This is a genomic window from Brevundimonas sp. DS20, assembly GCF_001310255.1.
GTDB classification, from domain to species: domain Bacteria; phylum Pseudomonadota; class Alphaproteobacteria; order Caulobacterales; family Caulobacteraceae; genus Brevundimonas; species Brevundimonas aurantiaca.
Genome location: NZ_CP012897.1, coordinates 910371 through 933741 on the forward strand (window position 1 = coordinate 910371; position 23371 = coordinate 933741).

General features: G+C 60.0%; 17 protein-coding genes and 2 pseudogenes. 10 read left to right on the forward strand and 9 right to left on the reverse strand.

Annotated elements, in window-relative coordinates; translation table 11 throughout:
- Positions 1-19 precede the first annotated feature (19 nt).
- On the reverse strand, positions 20-1105 hold the full coding sequence (locus tag JL11_RS04365; RefSeq protein WP_054764579.1) for a glycosyltransferase family 4 protein: 1086 nt from the start codon (positions 1103-1105) through the stop codon (positions 20-22).
- Positions 1106-1463: 358 nt separating this feature from the next.
- Between JL11_RS04365 and JL11_RS17100 the strand changes: the two genes are divergently transcribed.
- On the forward strand, positions 1464-2318 hold the full coding sequence (locus JL11_RS17100) for an FkbM family methyltransferase (protein ID WP_082382588.1): 855 nt from the start codon (positions 1464-1466) through the stop codon (positions 2316-2318).
- Positions 2319-2388: 70 nt separating this feature from the next.
- Here the strand turns inward: JL11_RS17100 and JL11_RS04370 are convergent, their stop codons facing one another.
- Together JL11_RS04370 and JL11_RS04375 are read right to left on the reverse strand one after the other, a co-directional pair.
- Positions 2389-4605, reverse strand: a complete 2217-nt coding sequence (locus tag JL11_RS04370; RefSeq protein WP_227976034.1) for an AGE family epimerase/isomerase — start codon at positions 4603-4605, stop codon at positions 2389-2391.
- 124 nt (positions 4606-4729) lie between these two features.
- Positions 4730-5191: an Lrp/AsnC ligand binding domain-containing protein gene (locus JL11_RS04375; RefSeq protein WP_054764580.1), complete on the reverse strand. Its 462-nt coding sequence runs from the start codon at positions 5189-5191 to the stop codon at positions 4730-4732.
- A gap of 109 nt (positions 5192-5300) precedes the next feature.
- Between JL11_RS04375 and putA the strand changes: the two genes are divergently transcribed.
- From putA to JL11_RS04415, 6 genes and pseudogenes are all read left to right on the forward strand, one after another.
- Positions 5301-8432, forward strand: a complete 3132-nt coding sequence (gene putA / locus JL11_RS04380; RefSeq protein WP_054764581.1) for a bifunctional proline dehydrogenase/L-glutamate gamma-semialdehyde dehydrogenase PutA — start codon at positions 5301-5303, stop codon at positions 8430-8432.
- 115 nt (positions 8433-8547) lie between these two features.
- Positions 8548-9327 carry an ABC transporter permease gene (locus tag JL11_RS04385; RefSeq protein ID WP_054764582.1) on the forward strand — a complete coding sequence of 260 codons (780 nt, stop codon included), beginning with the start codon at positions 8548-8550 and terminating at the stop codon, positions 9325-9327.
- Positions 9328-9706: 379 nt separating this feature from the next.
- Entirely contained in the window at positions 9707-10522 is an 816-nt protein-coding gene (locus JL11_RS04390) for a hypothetical protein (protein WP_227976035.1), read from the forward strand.
- Positions 10519-11196, forward strand: coding sequence for an ABC transporter ATP-binding protein (locus tag JL11_RS04395; protein ID WP_156314148.1), 678 nt, complete (start codon positions 10519-10521; stop codon positions 11194-11196). Before JL11_RS04390 ends, JL11_RS04395 begins: the two co-directional genes overlap by 4 nt.
- Positions 11197-12092: 896 nt before the next feature.
- Positions 12093-12710: pseudogene (locus JL11_RS17860) on the forward strand (transposase); the annotation flags it as partial.
- 63 nt (positions 12711-12773) lie between these two features.
- Positions 12774-13963 (forward strand): IS3 family transposase gene (locus JL11_RS04415; protein WP_165906610.1). Its coding sequence is split into 2 segments (ribosomal slippage): positions 12774-13026 and positions 13026-13963, totalling 1191 coding nucleotides; the frame shifts between segments, so codons are not numbered across the junction.
- 28 nt (positions 13964-13991) lie between these two features.
- Here the strand turns inward: JL11_RS04415 and JL11_RS18225 are convergent.
- From JL11_RS18225 to JL11_RS17105, 6 genes and pseudogenes are all read right to left on the reverse strand, one after another.
- A pseudogene (locus tag JL11_RS18225) lies at positions 13992-14240 on the reverse strand (transposase); the annotation flags it as partial.
- A gap of 77 nt (positions 14241-14317) precedes the next feature.
- On the reverse strand, positions 14318-16351 hold the full coding sequence (locus tag JL11_RS04420) for a glycosyltransferase (RefSeq protein ID WP_082382591.1): 2034 nt from the start codon (positions 16349-16351) through the stop codon (positions 14318-14320).
- A gap of 15 nt (positions 16352-16366) precedes the next feature.
- Positions 16367-16924: a tetratricopeptide repeat protein gene (locus tag JL11_RS04425; RefSeq protein WP_194167000.1), complete on the reverse strand. Its 558-nt coding sequence runs from the start codon at positions 16922-16924 to the stop codon at positions 16367-16369.
- Between the two features lie 4 nt (positions 16925-16928).
- Positions 16929-17930, reverse strand: a complete 1002-nt coding sequence (locus JL11_RS04430) for an NAD-dependent epimerase/dehydratase family protein (RefSeq protein ID WP_054764587.1) — start codon at positions 17928-17930, stop codon at positions 16929-16931.
- Position 17931: 1 nt separating this feature from the next.
- Positions 17932-19278, reverse strand: a complete 1347-nt coding sequence (locus JL11_RS04435; RefSeq protein ID WP_054764588.1) for a nucleotide sugar dehydrogenase — start codon at positions 19276-19278, stop codon at positions 17932-17934.
- Between the two features lie 158 nt (positions 19279-19436).
- Complete coding sequence (locus JL11_RS17105) at positions 19437-20825, reverse strand: glycosyltransferase family 4 protein (protein WP_082382593.1); 1389 nt, start codon at positions 20823-20825, stop codon at positions 19437-19439.
- Positions 20826-20897: 72 nt separating this feature from the next.
- Here JL11_RS17105 and argB point away from each other — a divergent pair, with 72 nt between their 5' ends.
- Genes argB through dapD form a run of 3 tightly spaced genes read left to right on the forward strand, consistent with a single transcriptional unit; the run spans position 20898 to position 23349 of the window.
- Complete coding sequence (argB, locus tag JL11_RS04440) at positions 20898-21827, forward strand: acetylglutamate kinase (protein WP_054764589.1); 930 nt, start codon at positions 20898-20900, stop codon at positions 21825-21827.
- On the forward strand, positions 21824-22483 hold the full coding sequence (locus JL11_RS04445; RefSeq protein WP_054764590.1) for a pyrimidine 5'-nucleotidase: 660 nt from the start codon (positions 21824-21826) through the stop codon (positions 22481-22483). The genes argB and JL11_RS04445 overlap by 4 nt, the downstream gene beginning before the upstream one ends.
- On the forward strand, positions 22480-23349 hold the full coding sequence (gene dapD / locus JL11_RS04450; RefSeq protein WP_054764591.1) for a 2,3,4,5-tetrahydropyridine-2,6-dicarboxylate N-succinyltransferase: 870 nt from the start codon (positions 22480-22482) through the stop codon (positions 23347-23349). Before JL11_RS04445 ends, dapD begins: the two co-directional genes overlap by 4 nt.
- Positions 23350-23371: the final 22 nt, after the last annotated feature.

The following is a 23371-nucleotide window of genomic DNA, read 5'->3' on the forward strand; positions in this document are numbered from 1 at the left end:
AGTTGCCGGCCGCGCAGAGCTAAGCGGCGGCGCGTTTGCGGATTCGGGCGATGCGGCGCAGGCGTCGCCAGAAACGGCCGCGTTCGGGCTCAGGATAGGCCTGCAGATTCTCCACGAACTGCTCGGCCGAAGCCCGCCAGCTGAACTTCTGCGCATAGGCCCGGACCGTCCCCCGATCCAGATCAAGGCATTTCAGGCAGGCGGTCTTCAGATCGTCGTCGATCACCCCGGCGTTTGACCCGGGAATGATGTCGATCGGCCCGTGGGCGGGATAGGCGGCGACCGGCGTGCCCGCCGCCATGGCCTCCAGGATCACCAGGCCGAAGGTGTCGGTCCAGCTGGGGAAGACGAAGACGTCGGCGTCCCGGAAGCACCGAGCCAGTTCGCCGCCGAAGCGCGCGCCCAGGAATTTGGCCTCGGGGTATTTTTCCTGAAGTTCCGCGCGCGCGGGGCCGTCGCCGACGATGATCTTGGTGCCGGGCAGATCCAGCTCCAGGAAGGCCTCGATATTCTTCTCAACCGCCACCCGGCCGACGTTCAGGAAGAAGGGGCGGGGCCAGTCCTTTGCGCCCACCTCCTCATAGATGGGCTCGAGGTCGGGCCGGAACACCTCGGTGTCCACGCCGCGCGACCAGGGCGAAACGTTCTTGAAGCCGTGCTCGACCAGTTCGTCACGCAAGGTCGGGGTCGCCACCATCAGACGGCCCGACGGCTTGTGGAACCACTTCATATAGGCGTAGCCGACCTGGACCGGGATCGGGAAACGCGCCGACACATATTCCGGGAATTTGGTATGGTAGCTGGTGGTGAAGGGCAGTTTCCATTCCACGCATATGCGGCGCGTGGCGATGCCGATCGGCCCCTCTGTGGCGATATGGACGGCCTCCGGCTCGAAGGCCCGCAGCATTTCGCGGATTTCTTCCTCGGCCCCCAGCGCCAGTCGGATTTCCGGATAGGTGGGGCAGGGGATGGTCTTGAACAGGCTGGGCTCGATGACCTCTACCTCATGGCCCATGCCGCGGCATTCCGCGACCGTGCGGGTCAGGGTGCGGACGACGCCGTTGACCTGAGGTTCCCAGGCGTCGGTGGCCAGAACGATGCGCATGGAGGCGGGCGGACCCTGAGCCGTTGAGTAAGAGCGGAACTTCTAGACGGTTCGAATGACGATGGCGAGACTGCAGAGGTCGCTACGCCGTCATTTGGTCAGTTGGCGACGAATGTGAGCCGCGCAGTCGGCACCCAAATTAGACGTGGATTTGCGACAGTGAATCTGGCTCGTGCAGAGTAAGGATGGTTGCCAAACATTCAGGGGCGCCGCGCCCGACCGCAATCTATGCCTATTCTACAGACAGTATCTAGCTATTTGCAGTTGTTTGATCTGTGTCAATCAGCTAAGCGGCCAAATTAGCCGAGGGGCGGGGTTGGGATCAGACGCCTGATCCGCATTTGAGCCGGAAAGCGCTATGAAAAAATCGTTGAAGTCATTGTTCCGGGCGCGAGGCTCGAAAAGAGTTGTCGAACGTAATTTGGCTACCGATAGGCCTTATTTTTACCTTGGAGAAGGTCTGGCTCTGACGAGACTTAAGAGTGGTCATTACATTTATGTTGATCCGCTTGAGGAGAGCGTATGCGCGCATCTCATTGCTCACGGAACTTGGGAGCCTTGGATTCAGAGAGTCGTATTGAGTTTACTCAGGCCTGGCGATCATGTCGTGGAGGTCGGTGGACACGTAGGATTCTACACGCTTGAGATGGCTCACCGGGTAGGGCGGCAGGGAAGCGTTCTCACTTTTGAAGCCAATCCAAGGCTTGCAACTCTATCCGCTCGATCAGTCAGATTGAACGGCTATGCGCCATGGGTGCAAATCGTTCAAAAGGCCGCAAGTGATGCTTCCGGTCTCGTCCGCTTTTCGACATCCAGGCAATACGGGGGTGGCGGCCACATTTACGTCGGAGAAAACACGCTTGGTAATGACACGCAGGTGCTCGAGGTGGAAACCGTTCGGTTAGATGATCTCAACCTGCCGACTGTCCGATTGCTGCGCATTGATGCCGAAGGCTCAGAACCCTTGATCCTGGGCGGCGCGGAAAATCTCTTAAGGCAGCCGGATATTATTCTCTGTATCGAGTGGGACGTAGTGCAGATGCGTTCGAGAGCTGACCCCCAAAAGTTCGCGGATCGTCTCAGCCAAATGGGGTTCAAATTTTGGCGGATTTCTGTTTCGTCTGAAATTGTGCCTGTCGAGTGTAATCAACTGGGTAATTTGAGCGCTTGTGATCTTGTGATTGCTCGATCAGAGCCAGTCATAATATCCTAGGTTTTATCTGGCGGGTTTATGTTTTCCTATTTCATGTTGTTAGTGTCTTTCTTCTGTTCTTAGATCAAGATTATAGATCGATACTCTTGGAGTTAGGAAATTTTAGCACGGCCATGGTCCGCCGCAACTCACAATAAGCTGCCATAATGTGGTAGAAAGAGCTTGCTGGCGCGGGCTCGTCAATAAAGCTTCCATTTTCGAGCATCTTGTCGCGCCAAAGACCTTGCGGCGTTAAATACCGCCATAGCGCTCGCAGTGCGTGAGCTGCCTGTTCGAGGCAATCATTCCGTCGCCCCCCCTCGTTTAGTTCTGCAAGGATTAGAGACGCCTTTAGCCATTCGGTCTGGGGCCAAAGCCGAGAGCGTCCATTGCGAACGCTTCCGTCCATGTTCATTGCGTCGATGGCGACGCCTCGCTTGGCGGGGACGCCACGCAAGCCGGATTCGTAAAGCCGCCATGCATCCGAGATCGCCTTCGAATCCTTTCGAGCCTTACCATATCGCGCCAGTAGCCATGCCCACTCGAACTGGTGGCCGGGCTCGATCAGTTCACCGTCCTCGCCGCTGGCAGGCGACCAGTCGGAGTTGAAATACTCGCGCAGGCTGCCGGTTTCTGCGTCGATGAAACGGGTGCGTGCCAGGAGGACAATCTGATCGGCCAAAGCGCTCCAGAGCGGCTTGCCGCCGCTCTGCTCCCAGGCCAGGGCCGCCTCCAAAAGATGCATGTGGGCGTTGGACTGATATGGATGGCCTCCCGCTTCCTTAATCCCCCCTTGGGCGTCCGCTGTCTGGATCAGGAGATTGTGAATCTCCGCCGCCTCACGCTCCAACTCAACATTTTCCGTGGCCTCGGAGATGGCTGCTAGGGCAAAAATCAAAAATGCTTGATCGTAAACCATGGCGGTTTCGTCGAGCGGCCTCCCCTCAGGCGACAGCAGCGTGCGCATACGTCCGTCCGGTCGCAAGTAGGATAGCCTAAGACGATCAAGGCCGCTGGCTACGACAGATCTCCAAGGCCCACGCCAGCCCTGCCGACCTGCTTCGGCGTACACCTGCAACTGGCGGGCCTGGACGCGCGCGCGGCGTGGCGTAGCGATTTGGCGGCCGTCCAGCGCGAGGACCTCTTCAAACCCGCCCGCCGCGTCCTGGCCGAGCGTCGACCAGATCGGCAGGGCAGCCTGCCTCATCCAGGTGGCGAGGCGGGCGGCGCCGGCTTCTAAAGACTCAGGAGAAGGATCGGCCGGAAAATCGAGATGCTGCGGCGACGAGATCCTCAGTCGCTCGACGACACGCTTGACGTCCTGGCTTCGTTTGAGATCGGTGACCAGGACCGCGTCTCGTTCGACAATGACGCCGACATCTCTCAGTCCTATGGCCGCCACCATGACGCCGTCGCAAGCCCTGACCAAACAGCCTTCGGAATCTTCCAGTATATGAAGGCCCACATCGCCCTCGCCCGACGCATGCACGGCGTCCCAGGCGCCGAGATCAGACCATTCGAATTTGACAGGGAGGACAGACGCTCGGGTCGTCTTTTCCATGACGGCGTAGTCGATTGAAATTTTCGGAGCCGATTTGAAGCCGTCGCCTAGAGTCAAGCACGATCCGTCGCTTTCCGCCTGTTCCAAAGCGACACGAACCACTTCTCCGACGGCAGGCGCGCGATCAGCGATCTCTTGGGCCAAGACATCAGCACGAACAATGAAGTTGCCGCTGTTCCAGAGGTAGCCCTCAGCGATGTATCGTTGGGCGGTGATCGGATCGGGCTTTTCTACGAAAGCCAGCACGTTCGAAAGCCCGAGACCTGTCGGCGCTATATAGCCGTAGGCGGAAGAGGGCTCTGAAGGAACGACTCCCAAGGTGACGATGCGCCCTTCAGCCGCTGCGGCGACCGCCTCCGCAATGGATTGCCGGAAGGCTCCGGCGTCCGGGATATGATGGTCCGACGCGACGAAGAGGTTGACGGCGGTCGGTTTGCGTCCCGCCGTCCACAAGGCGGCGGCGGCCATGGCCGCAGAAGAGTCACGTCCCTCAGGCTCCAGAATCACGGCGGCTGTGACGCCAATTTCTTCGAGCTGATCCAGTATCGTCTGCTTGTGAGACGCGCCGCCCACCACGACCAGTTCCCCGTCTTCACCCGCAAGTTCGGCGACCCGGGCGGCGGTTTCCTGGAACAGCGACCTGTTGCCCGCCAGGGGGATGAACTGCTTTGGGCGCGAAGGCCGGGACGCGGGCCAGAGGCGCGTGCCGGAGCCGCCGCACATGATGACGGGATAGATGGTGGTCATGCGTCTACGCCGGGATTTGTCAGATGGTGAAGCCTTTTAAGGGAATCGTTTTCCACCGTCACGCCTTTTACCGATTCTCAGTTGTATCGTGTGGAGCCGGCTACCGGACTTCGATATCCCGATATCAAATCGGCAGCACCGTCGTCGATTTCACCTCTTCCAACACCGCATAGGTCCGGGTTTCCCGCACGCCGGGCATCCGCACCAGCACGTCGCCCAAAAAGGTGCGATAGGCGTCCATGTCGCCGACACGGGCCTTGATCAGATAGTCGAACCCGCCGGCGACCATATGGCACTCCAGCACCTCCGGTTGGCTGCGGACGGCGGCGGCGAAGGCTTCGAAGACGTCGCCGGTGGTGCGGTCCAGCAGGACCTCGACGAAGATCAGCAGGTCACGCCCGACCTTGGCCGGGTCCACCAAAGCGGCGTAGCCGGTGATGATCCTGCGCTCGCGCAGCCGCTTGACCCGCTCGAAACAGGCGGCCGGCGACAGGTTGCACTGGCGGGCCAGTTCGGCGTTGGACAGGCGGCCATCGGTTTGAAGCACCCGCAGAATGCGGCGGTCGACGGCGTCTATATCGATCATCAGAAATCGGTCCCTTGCGCCGAATTATATTCGGATCAACCTCATATCATACGAAGCACCTTCAACGAACTCCGGCATATACGGCGTAAATCCACAGGATTTCTCGCCGATGACCACGCCCGCCTTCACGCCTTCGAGCCTGGCCGCCTGGGACGGTCTGGATCGGGACAAGTTCCGCGACGAGCGCGCGGTCGTCGCCGACAATCTGGCGCGCATCCAGCTGGACGCCGCCGAACGCGCCGCCGTGGTGGCGGAGGCGACGGCCCTGGTCGAACACGCCCGGCGCAGCCAGAAGAAGCAGGGGGTAGTCGAAAGCTTCCTGCAGCAGTTTTCGCTGGGCACCCGCGAGGGCCTGGCCCTGATGTGCTTGGCCGAGGCCCTGCTGCGCGTGCCGGACGAGGAGACGCGCGACCGGCTGATCGCGGAAAAGATCGGATCCGCCGACTGGGCGTCTCACCTGGGCCAATCCGACAGCCTGTTCGTCAACGCCTCGACCTGGGGTCTGATGCTGACCGGCAAGCTGGTGGATGTGGACGACCAGGCGCGCAGCGACCTGCCGGGCTTTCTGAAGCGGATCGCCGGTCGTCTGGGCGAGCCGGTGATCCGTCAGGCGGTGGCCACCGCCGTCAAGATCATGGGTGAGCAGTTCGTGGTCGGCCGCACTATCCAGGGCGCGCTGAAACGGTCGAACAAGGAAGGCTGGCTGTGCAGCTTCGACATGCTGGGCGAAGGCGCCCGCACCGTCGCCGACGCCGACCGCTACGAAAAGATCTACGCCGACGCCATTGAGGCGGTCGGCAAGACCTCGAAGGGCCAGGGACCGGAACACGGTCATGGCGTCTCGGTGAAACTGTCGGCCCTGTCGCCCCGCTATGAGGCGACGCACGAGGACGACGTCTGGGCGACCCTCTATCCCCGCATCCTGCGCCTGGCCCAGATCGCGGCCAAGTACGACATCAACTATACGATGGACGCGGAAGAGGCGGACCGCCTGGCCCTATCGCTGAAGCTGCTGGATCGGCTGGCGCACGAACCCAGCCTGGGCGGCTGGACCGGCCTGGGCCTGGCGGTTCAGGCCTATCAGAAGCGCGGGCTGGAGACGATTGAGCGGGTCGCCGACCTGGCCCGCCGCTCGGGTCGCCGGCTGATGGTGCGCCTCGTCAAGGGCGCCTATTGGGACACGGAGATCAAGCGCGCCCAGGTCTTCGGCCGCACCGACTACCCGGTCTTCACCACCAAGGCGGCGACCGATCTGAACTATCTGGTCTGCGCCCGCGCCATGATCGAGGCGGCGCCGGCCCTCTATTCCCAGTTCGCCAGCCACAACGCCCATACCCTAGCCGCCGTCCGCCGCATGGCGCGGGATCGCGGCGTCGCCGTCGAGCATCAACGGCTGCACGGCATGGGCGAGGCTCTTTACGACGCGGCGCAGGAGGCGTGGAAGGACGAGACCGTCATCGTTCGCGCCTATGCTCCGGTCGGCGGACATGAGGAGCTTCTACCCTATCTGGTGCGGCGCCTGCTGGAAAACGGCGCCAACTCCTCCTTCGTCCACGCCCTGCTCGACGAGCGGGTGCCCGCCTCGGCCGTCGCGGCCGATCCCATCTCCCTGGTCGAGCAGGCGCCCGACCGCCACCCCAAGATTCCGGTTCCCAAAGACATGTACGGCGATCGTCAGAACTCCCTCGGCCGCGACTATTCCCAGGCCGCCGACCGCGAAGCCCATGCCAAGGCGCTGGAGACGGTCGACCGCGAGAAGCTGACCTCCGGCCCGATCATCGGCGGCAAGCTGCGCGCCGGGATCGACCCTCAGGCGGTGACCAATCCGTTCGACCGGTCCCAGGTGCTGGGCCATGTTTCGGAAGCGACGAGCACAGACATAGACGCCGCCGTCGAAGCCGCCGGCCGCGCCCAGATCGATTGGGACCGCCAAGGCGGAGCCAAACGCGCCGTCGTCCTTCGCGCCATGGCCGACGCCCTGGAAGCCGATCTGGACCGACTGGTCGCCCTGCTCAGCCGCGAAGCCGGCAAGACCCTGAACGACGGCGTCGCCGAGGTGCGCGAGGCCGCCGACTTCTGCCGATACTACGCCCTGCTGGCCGAGCGCGACTTCGCCGCGCCCCAGACCCTGAAGGGACCGACCGGCGAGACCAACCAGCTGATCCTGCACGGGCGCGGCGTCTTCGCCTGCATCAGCCCGTGGAACTTCCCCCTGGCCATCTTCACCGGCCAGATCGCCGCCGCCCTGGCCGCCGGCAACGCCGTCCTGGCCAAGCCGGCGGAACAGACGCCCCTGATCGCGGCGGAGGCGGTGCGCCTGTATCACAAGGCCGGCCTGAACCCGGACCTGCTGGCCCTGGTTCCTGGGCGCGGCGAGACGGTCGGCGCGGCCCTGGTCGCCCATCCGGGGATCGACGGCGTCGCCTTCACCGGCGGAACCGACACGGCCGGCGCCATCAACCGGTCGATCGCCGCCCGCCCCGGCGCCATCATTCCCTTCATCGCCGAGACCGGCGGACTGAACGGCATGTTCATCGACACCACGGCCCTAAAGGAGCAGGTGATCGACGACGTGATCCAGTCCGCCTTCGGCTCGGCCGGCCAGCGTTGCTCGGCCCTGCGCATCCTCTATGCGCCCAAGGAGTCGGCCGACGCCCTGATCGAGGGGCTGAAGGGCGCCCTGGCGGTCCAGACCGTCGGCGACCCCGCCGATCCCAAGACCGACATCGGCCCCGTCATCGACTCCGAATCGCGCCGCGCCCTGGAGGCCCACGTCGAACGTCTGGCCCGCGAAGCCAAGGTGATCGCCCGCGCCGCCCTGCCGCTGGGTTCGGAAAAGGGCGATCTCTTCGCCCCCACCATCGCCGAAATCCCCACGCCTGACTTCCTGGAGCGCGAGGTGTTCGGGCCCATCCTGCACATCTACCGCTACGAGCCGTCCGAGCTGCAATCGGTCGCCTCGCGCCTAGCCGCGCGCGGCTATGGCCTGACCCTGGGCGTCCACAGCCGTATCGAAGCCTTCGCCGCCGAGGTGACGGCCCTGGTCCCCGCCGGCAACGTCTACGTCAACCGCTCCATCACCGGCGCCGTCGTCGGCGTCCAGCCCTTCGGCGGCGAGGGGCTGTCCGGAACGGGCCCCAAGGCCGGCGGACCGAACAGCCTGATCCGCTATGCGGCGGAAAAGGCGATCAGCGTGAACATCGCCGCCCAGGGGGGCGATCCGGCGCTGTTGAATCTTTAAGGCGCCCAAGACTTGGGGTGCTTGCACTGAACGCGAACCGGTCTATGTTCCCCGCCAAATCGGGCTGGGCGGCCTTGGTCACGCTCACGGCGAAGATGGCGAGCACCCGTTCCTCATGAGCGTGATCAATTTAGCGAAGCGAAATCGCCGCATCATTCATGCGTTGATGATGCGCGAAATCGTGACTCGATTTGGTCGTGAGGGGTTGGGATTTTTCTGGCTCATCGGCGAGCCTCTTTTGTTTTGCCTGGGCGTGTTGGTCATGTGGTCGATCATCAAGCCTGAGTACGAGCACGGGGTAAGGCTTGGCCCATTTGTTATGACCGGGTACATGTCTCTTTTGCTTTTGCGACATCAGATCAGCTTCAGTATGGGTGCTTTGCAAGCAAATATAGGGCTTCTTCATCACAGACAAATAAAAGTGCTCCACCTTTATTTGGCACGAAATATTTTAGAAGGTCTTGGTGCCACCGCGGCCTTTATTGTGGTGTACGTTATTCTCATGCTTCTCGGTCAGGTGGCGCTACCGAAAGACCCAGGTCTTCTGTACCTGGGCTGGCTCATTATGAATTGGCTGGGTATGGGCTTGGCCATAACGCTTGCGGCGCTGTCTATACGGTTTGAGGTGATGGAGCGCTTGGTTCCTGTCCTATCGTATGCATTGATCCCGATTTCCGGGGCCTTCTTCATGGTCGATTGGATACCTGCCGCTTATCGGGATCAGTTTCTGTTGCTGCCGTTTCCTCATCCGATTGAAATGATACGTGCTGGCGTTTTTGGGGAATTCACGCCCACGCACTTTGATCCATGGTATGCAGTCCTGTGGGGCTTCATACTGAATTTCGTTGGTATGATCTTGTTGGCTGGCGCGCGCGACAAGGTGGATATTGAATAGGCGTGTCAGCATTTCGGACCTTGGAAATTTGATGTCTCAATCCCACCTCCGATATCTCGGGCCGCTTCAAGATAGCATTCTTGGAAGCAATAGGCCTGCGTACTTGAAACGTGTACCATGGCCATTCTTTTTAGTGGTTGTTTTGCCCACCCTTGTCGCAGCTGCGTATTTTTTACTGATCGCTTCTCCGCGGTACGTTTCCGAAGCGCGGTTCGTTGTCAGGTCGCTGGACACGCAGCGCCTCCCGTCCTCCCTCGGAGTCGCGCTTCAAAGTGTGGGGGTCGGTCCAAGTCAGACTGACGCCTTTGCTGTCCACGAGTATATCACTTCAGCTGAAAGCATTTCGGACCTTAAAAGGACCATCGATCTAGAGCGAGTCATGGGCCCTCCGTCGGCGGACTTTTTGTCGCGGTATCCGCGTTTGGGGGAGAGTCAGAACTCTGAAGAACTGCAAAAGGCCTTCGAACGGTTCGTAACGGTGGGGTACGATTCGACGACCGGCATTAGCACCTTGCGCGTTCAAGCATTCAATGCCCGTGACGCCAAACGCTTGAACGAGGCTCTTCTCAGGGGAGGGGAAGCCCTAGTGAATCGATTAAATGAGCGTGCGGCGGTGAATGCCGTTCTCGAAGCGACGCGAGCACGGGACGAGGCGCAAGAGAATGTCTCAAAAGCGCAGGCGCAACTCACGAATTTCCGCAACCGAGAGCGGATCGTGGATCCTGCGCGTGTAGCCGCAGAAAGCGTTCAACTCGTCGGCTCGTTGATGGCGACCTTAGCCCAGCTTGAGGCGGAACGCGCCCAATTGGCGAGCCAAGCGCCAGAGAGTCCTCAAATTTCATCTATTGACGCTCGGATCGTGGCCTATCGCCAACAGTTGGAGGTCGAAAGAGAGAAGATTGCTGGTCGTTCCTCTTCAATTGCACCACAGATCGGTGCCTATGATCAGTTGGTTTTGCAGCGGGAAATCGCAGATCAGGAACTTGCGCAGGCCACCGCGAATCTAGTTTCCGCGCAGCAGGAGGCGCGCCGACAGAAGCTCTTTCTGGAGCGTATAGTCTCCCCCGCTCTTCCTGATTCGCCCCAAGAGCCGCGCCGCCTAAAGGCGATTCTTATAGTGTTCGGGAGCGCGTTTTTGGCTTATGCAGTCGGGTGGTTGATCTGGGCCGGAATTCGCGAGCATCGACAAGAATGACGCAACCCGAACAGCCGCAGATTGGACTGCGCGTTGAAAATCTTGGCATGCGTTACAGGACTGCGAAGACGGCGACGTTCAATAGCCTACACTTTGACGTCGAGCGTAACGGGCGCCTAGCTATACTCGGTCGTAACGGGCAGGGAAAATCCACCTTAATCCGACTTTTGGGGGGGATCCTTCCTCCGACTAGTGGCCGAATACGTTGGTTTATGAAGCAGTCCTGGCCGATTGGATTTGGCGGCGGCTTCCAAGGCAGCCTCAGCGGTTTAGATAACATTAGGTTTCTCGCCCGTCTTTACGACCGAGATTTCTCCACTACCTATGCGCTCGTCGATGAGTTTGCAGAGCTTGGACGATCGTTGAGTGAGCCGGTGAAATATTACTCGTCTGGAATGAGGGCTCGCTTAGCGTTTGGTCTCTCGCTTGCGATTGAGTTCGACTGTTACCTAATCGACGAGTTAGTGGCTGTGGGCGATAGTCGGTTTCAGGATAAATGTCGAGTTGAGCTTTTTGAACGCCGGCGGGATCGTGCGTTTATGATGGCGTCCCATGATATGGGGTTAATCGCTCAGCACTGTGAAAAAGCGATCATAGTCGAAAGCGGAGTGGCGCGACAGTTCGACGATATTGAAGAGGCAATCGACGTTTACAAATGGCTTCGCGCTTCGTGATGGATGGAAGCGAAATGGCGAGCACAGCTTGTCTTGTGTATGTTGAATCGTCTCCACAATTTGAGTTTTGGGCAGAGCAAATACGCCGTGCTAATTATTTGCCGACGAGCGACATCGATTTCTTTGAGAACGCCCAGCAACCGCGGCTTATTCTCTGGCCCACGCTATATTGTGGGGCAGGGGACGACGGATCTACAGATGCTCTTCAAGCAAAAATCAGGGAGAAAACGGCGGTCCTCGCTAGGTTGAGTAACCTAAGCGTTCACCAGGTCCCACTAGTCGAACTTTCGCCTCAGAGCCTGTGTCCGATTTTACCCAATGGTGTTGAACTGGTACAGCCAGCAACTCACACTCAACATGAGACTGTTGAACAGGCATTAGGACTGTATCGTGGAGGGGCACCAAAAATTGGGGCCAAGGCATTCTGGCCGTGTGCGTTATTTAATCTCGACCAGAGAGGCGCTCATCTACGATCGCGGCTTAACGAGATGGAGTTGGTCGGTCGGGCCCGGCATCTGGTGTTTGGTCCGTATTTTCACCTACCGCCGGGTTTATGGCGAATAACAGTCTTTTTTCGCTGCGACGACGTGGCTGCTAAGCAGTGGCTTCGCCTAGAGTGGGGCGGGGGAGGCTTCGCCACCTACGATCTGACACCTGGCAATGGCGGAGGGCGTTACGAAGCGGTTATTGAGACGCGATTGAACGAACCCCAAGAGGTAGAGTGTCGCGTCATACTAACCGCGAGCGCGCTGGATGGGTGGTTTGCATTCGACGGGGCTGAAGTTGAAAAGATCGCCTAGTTGGGGTGTTACGCCAGTGGCGGAGCAAAGGAGGTGAGGTGCTCCCTTCCTGATCCCTTGTTTTGAGTGAGAGTCCGTTTCATCAAGGAGACGGACGTGAAGAAGAGCAGGTTCAACGAAGGGCAGATCCTCGGCGTGTTGCGGGAGCAGGAGGCAGGGAGCCCGACGGCGGAGGTTTGTCGTCGGCATGGGATCAGCGAGCAGACCCTCCATTGGTGGAAGGCGAAATACAGCGGCATGTCGGTGTCGGACGCGACGAAGCTGAAGGCGCTGGAGGACGAGAACCGGCGGCTCAAAAAGCTGCTGGCGGAGTCGATGCTGGACGTTCGGCGCTGAACGATCTTCTGGGAAAAAACTGATCGGGCCTGCAGCGCGCATAGCGGCCGTGCTTCGCCTGATGGCGGAGCGCGGCTTCTCCCAAAAGCGCGCCTGCGGGCTGGTTTAGATCGATCCCAAGACGGTGCGTCACGAGCCTGAACCGGGCGACGCGGAGGTGCGCGAGCGGCTGCGCAGCCTGGCGGCCGAGCGCCGGCGGTTCGGCTACTGGCGCTTGGGCATCCTGTTGGAACGGGATGGCGTCAGCATGAACAAGAAGCGGCTGTTCCGGCTCTATCGGGAGGAAGGCCTGGCGGTGCGGCGACGACGGGGCCGAGGCGCGCCACCGGAACCCGTGCGCCCATGGCCCTGCCAAACGGGCCCAACCAGCGCTGGAGCTGACGTGACCCCCTGAAACTCCTCCAGGAATAGCTAGAGTCCGCCCAACGAAGGACGGACAGAATGAAGCGATCGAGGTTCACGGAAGAGCAGATCATCGGGATCCTGCGGGAGCAGGAGGCCGGTGTAGCGACGGCGGAGGTGTGCCGACGCCACGGGGTCAGCTCGGCGACCTTTTACAAATGGAAGGCCAAGTTTGGCGGGCTCGACGTGTCGGAGGCTCGGCGGCTCAAGGCGCTCGAGGATGAGAACGCCCGGCTGAAGCGGATGCTGGCGGACGCGATGCTGGACAACGTGGCCCTGAAGGACCTGCTGGGAAAAAAGTGGTGACGCCCGCCGGCTATCGCGAGGCGGCTGGCCATCTGCAGGCCGCCTACGAGATGAGCGAAAGGCGGGCGTGCCGTGTTCTGGGCGTCGATCGGACGAGCGTGCGCTATCAGGCGACGCGCCCGGACGACGGCGCTCTGCGCGACCGGCTGAAGGCCCTGGCCCAGGAACGTCGACGGTTCGGCTATCGTCGCCTGCACGTGCTGCTGCGGCGCGAGGGCCATGCGGTCAACAGGAAACGGGTCCAGCGGATCTATCGCGACGAGCAACTGACGGTGCGCCGGCGCGGCGGCCGGAAGCGAGCGATGGGCACGCGGCGACCGCTGGACCTGCCGCTGGCGCCCAACCAGCGCTGGTCGCTGGACTTCGTCGCAGACCAGCTGACGGACGGGCGGCGCTTCCGCATCCTGACGGTGATCGATAACTGTACGCGCGAGTGCCTGGCGCTGGTGGCCGACACCTCGCTGTCGGGCGCGCGGGTCGTGCGGGAGTTGGACGCCGTCATCCGGCAGCGAGGGCGGCCCGACACCATCGTCAGCGACAACGGCACGGAGTACACCTCGAACGCGGTCCTGGCCTGGGCCGACGACACCGGCGTCGGCTGGCACTACATCGCGCCGGGCAAGCCCCAGCAGAACGGCTTCAACGAAAGCTTCAACGGGCGGCTGCGTGACGAGCTGCTGAACGAGACGCTGTTCCGCTCGCTGCCGCACGCTCGCGCCGTGCTGGAGGCGTGGCGACGCGATTACAACGAGCAGCGTCCGCACTCGAAGCTCGGGTGGCTGACGCCGCAGGCTTATGCAGAAGCGCTCACCGGACACATCGGCCGGCCTGCTGCGCTGGTTGATGGCTGCGCAGACCGGCCTCTTGCCAACCCAGCCGATCACAGCTCAGATCAACCTAGGACTCTCGTTATGGCTGGATGAGAAACGGGGGTCACGTCAGACTTTACCATTCCGAGAGTAGACCCCGCAGCGTCGCCTTCTGCAAGATGGCGGCGGCCAGCAGCCGTTTGAGTTTGGCGTGCTATCTGCCAGCGTCCACAGGCGTCGGGCGTTCGACACGCGCATTCCGCCGAACTTGGCAGGCGTAGGTGATGCCTTCCGACATGCAGTGCTAGCGCGCCAACTCGCCCGCCTTGGCTCCAGCCTCGTTCCCGAAGAATCCCGTTGATCTGCTCTTCCGTAATCTCGTCCGCTTCATATCCGCCCTCTCGAGGTCCGGACGGTGGCGTCGCGTGGAAACTCTCAGAGGCAGGTCAGGCGTCCGTTTAAGCCTTCCTACATCATTCCAAGTTCGACCAAGCGACGGCGATAGTTCTCGGCAAGAGCCTTTCGCCCGAAGTTCTCTGCGATATGCGTCTTCGCGTTCTCTCCGACCTTCTTGGCCTGTTCAGGATTCTCATAGACATGGCGAATGAATGCGGCTGCCTGGTCTACATCTACCTCGGCCCAGGTCATTTCTGGACGCCAGTAAAGGTACTCGCGCTGAAGGACGGGAACTTGGTGGGCATCCACCAAATAACAGGCGTCAACGCCAGCAAACTCGGCGTTGGCTGAGTAGTTCGTCATGATCACCGGCTTACCCAAGGCCATGGCCTCCGCGGGGCCGTAACCGAACCCTTCCGATCGATGCAGACTGATATAGCAGTCAACTTCCTTCTTGAGCGAATAAAGCTCATCCAGCGTCATGGTTCTATTCACTAACGACACTCGAGGATCCGAGTCCACAAGCTCCATCAGCTCTTCGCCGCGGCCGTTAATAGCGTTCCAGTGATTGTTGGAGAAGTTCTGCGTTTTTATGATCAACCGGGCCTTCTCGGATCCTTCGGGGAAGGCCTTGAGGAAGACGCGTACTACCGCGGCTGGGTTCTTCCGGTGGATGACAGAGTAGGAATCGAAAGAGAACATAACGATGAACTCGTCACGTTCCAATCCGAGGTCCGAACGGCTGAAATGGCGCTTCAGTACAGGAAGATCGACCGAAGTTCCTACATTGACAACTGGGACGCCCTTTTCACTGTAGCAGTCCTTTACGAACTCGCTGGGCGCCCAAATTTCATCGACCATGTCACAACCAAGTTGGTGATTGACCGGCATGGCTTCTGTTTCCCAGAAGAAATATCCGACGTTCCGTTCCTTGTTAATGAACATCGGTATCGTCGCGATGGCTTCAGAAAGAAACTCGGCATTATAGTGCCAAAGCGTTAACTTGGGCCTTTCGCCACGATAGTGGAGCTCTTTAGGTACGGACTCCAGCGGCGCCGACGGATTATCGAACATAAAGTTCATAACCCTCAGCCGACAGCCCAGAGTTTGAAGCGCATTCACCGACCGACGGGTGCCGGTACCCAAGCCCGACGCGGCCGAGAAGGGGCCGATCAACAGAATATCGATATCTTCCTCCTTGTCGCCAGGAAGATAATCGACCCCATACTGCGTCTTGAGACGTTGCCGAATCTGATCTTGTTCAATGCTCTCAACATCCGCTGTTTCGACATCCGGTGCGAGAATTTTCATCCGAGGGAATCTTGGAAGAACATCTTTGGCAAACCAGCTAACGATCGCATCCGCTTGCCTCAGGGCTTCGGCTGGATCGTTGAAAGCAAATCGCTCGGTCATCATGGCCAGGATCAGCATGAAGCGGCTGACACGTCGTTCCGCCCGTGCCGCAGGAGCTGCCCAATAGGCGATGACTTCTGGAGCAACCCCAAGATCATTCCCATCGCGAACGAAACTATGGACAATCAAGTCGAGGTTAAACGCTTCCCGCTCGCGCCAATCTGCCCAGTTGTAACGAGACCGATATATATCGACACGATCGTGGTGCGCACGAGCGCCCTTGGAAGAATAGTGCCTCCCGTCATAGGTATCTGGGGCGTTTAGTGCTGCGACCAGCGCTTGTGGCACCAATGGCCTCACGAGAACTGAGGATGCCAGCTCATAAATAACCAAACTGGAGAAACGGAGATACCCGATCTCAGTATAGATGTTGAACTGCTCGTCGTGTCTAAATCGCGTTCGCCAAACTTCATGCAAGAATGTCGTCATGGGGCCAAAGGCGCTGACGGGCTTATTCAAAACTTGAATCAGGGAGTCATCTATGCGCGGCAAATCGAACGGCCGGCCCGGCACGTATTCCAGTAGATACCAAACAATGAATGACAGCCGATCGCGATCCGAATTCAGGTGAAAACGATCTCGCATATCGTATCGATGCCACGTAGCCCACATATGGGCGGTCAGTGGAATGGGTGAATCCTTAAAAAGTGGATCCACCTTGCACAGAGTCGCCAGATTAGTGCGAGTGGTCATGTGAATATCTCTGGATTATCGGCGTGTCGGGGCACGAAAGACGGGGTCTTGGAAGAGAGCAAAACCCTCTGCGTGCTTTGCCTTCAACGCTCTAAGAAGTTCCTGGATTTCGATGCGTTCAGGCATGGTGAAGGTGCTGGTGCTGACTTCGTTCAGAACTTTTGAGCTCGGTTGTAGATCCGCCAAGGCGACGAAGGCGTGCAGGTTGTCCTTATCAAGGCTAAGCGCCGTCTCATAGTTTGCTTGGGCATCGTTGGGGCGGCCAGCCAGCTTCATCAGATGCCCCAGTTGAAGATAGGTGTCCGAATGGTTGGGGCGTAGGCGAAGCGCCGTGCGATATGCGGACTCTGCTTCCTCGTGGCTGCCAATATCCTTGAGCATATTGCCCAACTGGACCCAAACCCCGGCTTGGTCTTCACGAACCGATATGGCACTGCGGTAGCCAGCGATCGCGCCGACGAGATCACCGGCATCGCGAGCCTTGTCCGCCGCTTGGACATGCTTTCGAAAGCTGGTGTCCATGGGAGAGATGACCTTGGCGGCCTTTGCGGCCTGTCTGATCGGGGACTTCACGACATCAAACCTTGTACTCATTGAGCGGATTGAGCGCGTCAGCGAGTTCATCGCGCAAATAGAAATCGGACGTGGCTTTTAAGCCGTCCGCCATAGATATACGCTCGTTGAAACCTGTAAGGTGCTTGAGCTTAGATACGTCGGGAGCGCGTCGCTTGACGCTGCCGGCTGGCGAAGGATGGAGAGTGATGTCTTCGGCTACACCTTCTTGACGAAGCATGCGTTGGCCGAGCTCAAGCATGGTTATTTCTTCGGCCCCGCCGATATTGATGATTTCGCCTGCGGCAGCGTCCGCTTCGGCGACCATAATCGTCGCGCGTACAGAGTCGTCCACATATAGAAAAGACCGGGTGTCCTCGTAGCCGAACAGTTCGTAACGTCCCTCACGCATGCGGGCGTAGAAGTCAGGAACGACATGCTTGTCGCCCATGCGGGGGCCATAGGCGTTGTGGTACCGAATGATGGAGAAAGGAAAGCCGTAGGTCCGTCCAGCCTGAGCGGTGACGACTTCCCCGTGCATTTTCGAACCGGCATAGGACCAGCGCGGGTTCATGACATCATCCAGGCCTAACGGGACGTCTTCACCGGTCGGGACAGGCCAGCCGAAGCGAGTTACCGTCGAGGCGTAAGATTCGCTGGTCCCCGCATACACAAAACGCTTCATTTGCGGTGACCGCCCATAGCGTTCCGCCAGATAGATTGTAGGTAATGTGCACCCCTTGATTACGGCCATTGGACGCTCGTAGAAGTTCTGCGTACCGTTAAGCGCCGCCAAGTGATACACGTAATCCGCATCTGGCAGCGCATCGCAAGCAGACGGATCCGTCAAATCAACGTCTAGACGCTTCACGTTGGGGCGAGCTGTCAACGCATCATAGTGGGCGTCGTTTTCACCGCGGGCGAAGTTGTCTACGCAGATGACTTCGAATCCCTCTCGAGCAGACAAAGCGCGCGCAAGGTGAAAACCGAGGAAACCGGCGGCGCCGGTGACTAGGCAGGTGGTCATGTCAACGGGCCTCGATGTTGAGGTTCAGTGCGCCGAGACCGCGATAGGTGACGCGGTTCGGCAGCTGCAAATGCCGAGCATTGTGCTGATTCCAAAGGTCGTAAATTATACCGTCGTTCGCCATGCTGCTGGCGAGCGAGCCGATATTCATACGGCCGAAGACTTCATGGTTATTTTGAACAACGACAACATCCGCCTCAGCGAAGGCTGCTTCTAGAGATGTTGATGTTTCTACGCCAAGCGTCGCGACGTCTTCCTCTGAAGCAACCGCGTCCCATCCAAAGAGCGTAGCGTCGGGGAACTCGGCCCGGAGAGCGTCGATGAGGGGGGCTGCCAATGTGCCCCGTAAGTCGCTGGTGGCCGGGCGGCCTTTGAAGGCGACGCCGGCGATCACCACCTTCCGTGCTGATCGTTTCGCGATCCGCTCAAATTCGCGAGAGACTTCAGCGGCGACGCGAGTGGGCAGCGATTCGTTCCAACGTCGGCCGGCAAGACTTAGCGATGGGACGAAACCGTACCGCTCCAAACCTTCCGCGAGAATGTAGGGGTCCTTTTCAAGGCAAGGACCGCCGACCGGACCTGGCAGCGGAAGGTTGGCTCGCGGGTAGCCCAGATTGCCTGCATCGATGACTTCCTTGGCGGATATTCCCACGGCGTCGCACATTGCGGCCACCTCGTTTGCAAAAGCAAAGACGAAATCGCGCTGAGTATTATTGACCAACTTAACCATTTCCGCCGTCTCTAGATCGTTCACGCGAACGACCGACGGGGTTAGGAAAGAAAAGATTTGGCTGGCGCGGAAGGTGGATGCGGCGTCAACGCCACCCACAATTTGAGGGAGGCTGCGCAGTTCCACAAGCGCCTTGCCTTCAAGTGTGCGTTCTGGGCAAAAAGCCAACTGGTAATTGCGGCCCGTCGCGTCGAGGATCGGCTTAACGGTGTCCCGGCTCGTACCGATACGCACCGTAGACCGCAATATGACCAAATCTCCATCTTTCAGAACATCAGCGATCATATTCGTGACGGCCATGAGGCCAGCGAACTGAGTCCGCTTATCGTTGCCTACCGGAGTGCCGACGGTAACGATGAAGACCGTGGCCTTGGTGTCTTTTTTTATCCCCTTGTTGAAGCTGAAGCGGCCGGCCGCAATCTGATCCGCCAGTACGGAGTCGAGGCCCGCTTCGCTGAAATGAGCCCTACCTGTGGCGAGCGCATCCAGAACCTTCTGGTCACGCTCCACGCCTTCTACGGAGAAACCGGCTTCGGCCATCGCCACCGCCAACGTCAATCCAACGTAGCCAAGCCCTATGATGCAGACGTTTGGGTCTTTGAAAGTATCTGGCAGCATGAATTTCTTCTGAGGTAGGGAAGGATGCCGACGGAGGTAGCAGCTTCACTCGGCAAAGAGAAGGCGGGGAGATAGTTTTGCTGATTGCGGTCGGTTCTTTGACGATGCCGTCTCAGCGTTGTGGCCGAGAAAGTTATAGGCGATTTTTAGCCGGTCAATTAGGTCGTTACCCCCACCTTGGAGTAGAGGTCGCTTAGCCGTGCTTGATAGGCTTGGGGAGAGAACTGAGCCGCCTGAAGTAAGCCCGCCCTTTCCAGTTCGGTGCGAAGATCCCGATCAGCATCTAACGCTTGGATGCCTCGAGTCATTGCTTGAACATCGTATGGATCGACGATTATAGCAGCCTTTCCCGCGACTTCCGGGAGGCTTCCTCCCGTAGAGGTCAGAACGGCGGTGGACAGCGCCATTGACTCCAGAACGGGGAGTCCAAATCCTTCAAAAAGCGACGGAAACAGAGTGGCTTTTGCGCCACGTATCAACGAGATCAACATCGAGAACGGCATGTACTCGTATTGGCGAATTCGGGCGGCGTTGGGTCCGCCGTCCGCCTTGATTTGACGTAGAAGGGCCGTCTCGGGTTCGTCAAGCCAGGCACGACCGCCTATCAAAATCAGCGGCGTCGAAACGCCTGAAGAGAGGTAAGATTCTACAATTCTACCCAAGTTTTTCTTAGGTTCTACTGCGCCAAAATGAAGGAAGTACTGCTTCCATTCGAGTCCAAAAACCCCTTCTAGTTCAGTCGCGACTTCTTCTTGCGAGCGTGTGGCAAGGTGATCGGGTATTTTGACGGCCTGGTACGTATTGGTGACTCGATCTTCAGGGACGCCAAGAATGCGAATTACGTCCTGCCGGGTCGCCTCCGACACCACCGCGATATGATCGGCCCGTTTAACCACTTCTTGGCATAGGCTCATGAATACTGATTTGTCGTCAAGGGTGGCGTGAGGTAATCGAATGGGTATCAGGTCGTGGAAAGTATATATGTTTGGAACTCCTTTTGCGTACAAGGGGAGGGGCGTTGTCCAATGCATTACATCAGGCGTGGGTGAGGATTTATTATGCTGAAAACGAAGAGGCGTTACTGCTTTATAGGTTTGGAAGCATCGTATTGAATGGAAAAAAATTTCCTGGCTAGACCAGAAATAGTCTGCGGATGGACGTCCGCCGGAACGTGACGGCCATATTACCTCGCCGGATGGTTGTATGGGGTCGGCCGTGCGACCAAACCTTGAGAGGAGGGTCCGGCGCATGCGGACTGATTTCTCCTTGCGAGAAAGTTTAGTCGCCGGCCGCTCCGCATCGACTAACATTGCCTCGCTAAGGACCTGATTCCGTCTCTTGGGAGATTTAGGTCCATATAAAACCTGTGTTCCCATGCCTACGGATCGCACGTTCTCCAGGAGGTTTCGACCATACGTGGCAATACCTGACCCCTGTGATAGAGCGATGTTGAAGCCGTCGATGCAGATGGATTTCATGGACTCTGGGTCAGCTTGAATTTGGTGCGCCGATGGAAACTGAGCGCGATATCGTAGGTGTAATGTCATAGTCGGCTATGTGCCGTAGTCCAGCCTTTCCCTCGTGACTCCCCGCCCATCCCCCGCTATCTCGCGCCGGTGATGAACGAAACCGAGCGCCAGTCCGAGGAACGCAGCTGGGAAACGGCGAAGACGCTCGCCGAGGCCCTGCCCTATATTCAGGTGTATGACCGCGAGACCGTGGTCATCAAATACGGCGGTCACGCCATGGGCGAGAGCGCCGTGGCGAAACAGTTCGCGGCCGATGTGGTGCTGCTGAAGCTGATGGGGGTGAACCCGGTCGTCGTGCACGGCGGCGGGCCGCAGATCAGCGCCATGCTGGACAAGGCGGGGGTCAAGTCGGCCTTTGTCGATGGTCTTCGCGTCACCGATCCGGCGACGATGGAGGTGGCCGAAATGGTCCTGTCCGGGGCGGTCAATAAGGAGATCGCCCACTGGATCACCATGGCGGGCAAGGAGGCGGACGTGCGCGGCGTCGGCCTGTCGGGCAAGGACGCCGGCCTGCTGACGGTCGAGAAGACCCGCCGGACCAAGCGCGATCCCGACAGTATGATCGAGCATGAGGTCGATCTGGGCTTCGTCGGCGAACCGACCAAGGTGGACCCCAAGCTGATCAAGGGGCTGATCGCCTCGGAGACCGAAGACTGGGTGCCGGTCATCGCCCCGATCGGGGTGGCCGAGGACGGCCAGACCTATAACGTCAACGCCGATACGGTGGCGGGCGCCGTGGCCGGTTCGCTGAACGCCAAGCGGATGCTGCTGCTGACCGACGTGCCGGGGGTCAAGGGGGCGGACGGCGAGATCATTCGCCAGATGACCCTGGAGGAGGCGCAAGGCCTGATCGACACCGGCGTGGCCTCGGGCGGCATGATCCCCAAGCTGGAGACGGCCATGGCGGCCGTGCGGGCCGGGGTCGAGGCCGTGGTGATTCTGGACGGCCGCCGGCCCCATGCGATGCTGGTGGAGCTGTTCACCGAATTCGGCGCCGGCACCCTGGTGAAGGCGTCTTGATCGACCTGTCGCACGTCAACGCCTGGGTGTTCGACATGGACGACACCCTGTATCCACGCGAACAGGGGCTGATGTCCCTGGTTCAGGCGCGGATCAACGCCTATGTGGTCGAGGCCGTCGGCCTGGCGCCACAGGAGGCGCGGCTGTTGCAGCGCCAGTTCCTGGACGAGCACGGCACCACCCTGGCCGGGCTGATGGCCAACTACACCATCGATCCCGAGGACTTCCTGCGTGTGGTGCATGATGTGCCCCTGGACGGGGTGGAGCGAAATCCCCGTCTGGCCGAGCGGCTGAAGATTCTGCCCGGGCGCCGGTTCGTCTTCACCAATGGGGCCAGGGACTACGCCCATCGGGTGCTGGCCCGGATCGGGATCGCCGACTGTTTCGACGGGGTCTTCGCCATCGAGGACGGCGACCTGACGCCCAAGCCGGCCCCCTCGGCCTTTCGTCGCATGATCGAGCGGTTCGATTTCGAGCCGCGCTGCGCCGCCTTCTTCGAGGACACGCCTAGGAATCTGGAGCCGGCCAAGGCCCTGGGGATGAAGACCGTCCTGATCGGCGACGGCCACGGAAAGCCCCTGGGCGATCATATCGACCATATCGCCCCCGATCTTCTCGACTTCCTCAACGCCCTGACCTTCAAGGACGCCGCATGACCGACCTGTCGCATCTCGAATCCGTCGTCGAGGCCGCCTGGGACGACCGCGCCAATGTCTCGTCCGCCACGCACGGCGACGTGCGCGACGCGGTCGAGACGGCCCTGGCCCTGCTCGATTCCGGCCAGGCCCGTGTGGCGTCGCGGGGGGCGGACGGCGCCTGGACCACGCACCAGTGGCTGAAGAAGGCGGTGCTGCTGTCCTTCCGCCTGAACGACAACCAGATCATGCGGGCCGGCCACGCCTCCACCATCCCTCTGTCGGCCGATCATCCGGCCGCCCTCGGCCCGTTCTGGGACAAGGTTGCGAACAAGTTCGGCGACTGGAGCGCGGGCGACTATCAGGCGGCCGGCTTCCGCTCGGTTCCCGGCGCCGTCGTCCGGCGGGGCGCGCACATCGCCAGGAACGTCGTCCTGATGCCGTCCTTCGTGAACATCGGCGCCTTCGTTGACGAGGGGTCGATGGTCGACGCCTGGGCCACGGTCGGCTCCTGCGCCCAGATCGGCAAGAACGTGCACCTGTCGGGCGGCGCCGGCATCGGCGGGGTGCTGGAGCCGCTCCAGGCCAATCCGACAATCATCGAGGACGGCTGCTTCATCGGCGCCCGAGCCGAGGTGGCCGAGGGCGTGATCGTGCGCGAAGGCGCGGTGCTGGCCATGGGGGTCTATCTGTCCGCCTCGACCAAGATCGTCGATCGGGCGACCGGTCAGGTCTTCCGGGGCGAGGTGCCCGCCTATTCGGTGGTGGTGCCCGGCGCCCTGCCGGACGCCGACGGCGGGCCTTCGCTCTATTGCGCCGTCATCGTCAAACGGGTGGACGCCCAGACCCGCGCCAAGACCGGCGTCAATGAGCTGCTGCGCGACTGATCGTCCGCCGCCCGCCCTGGCT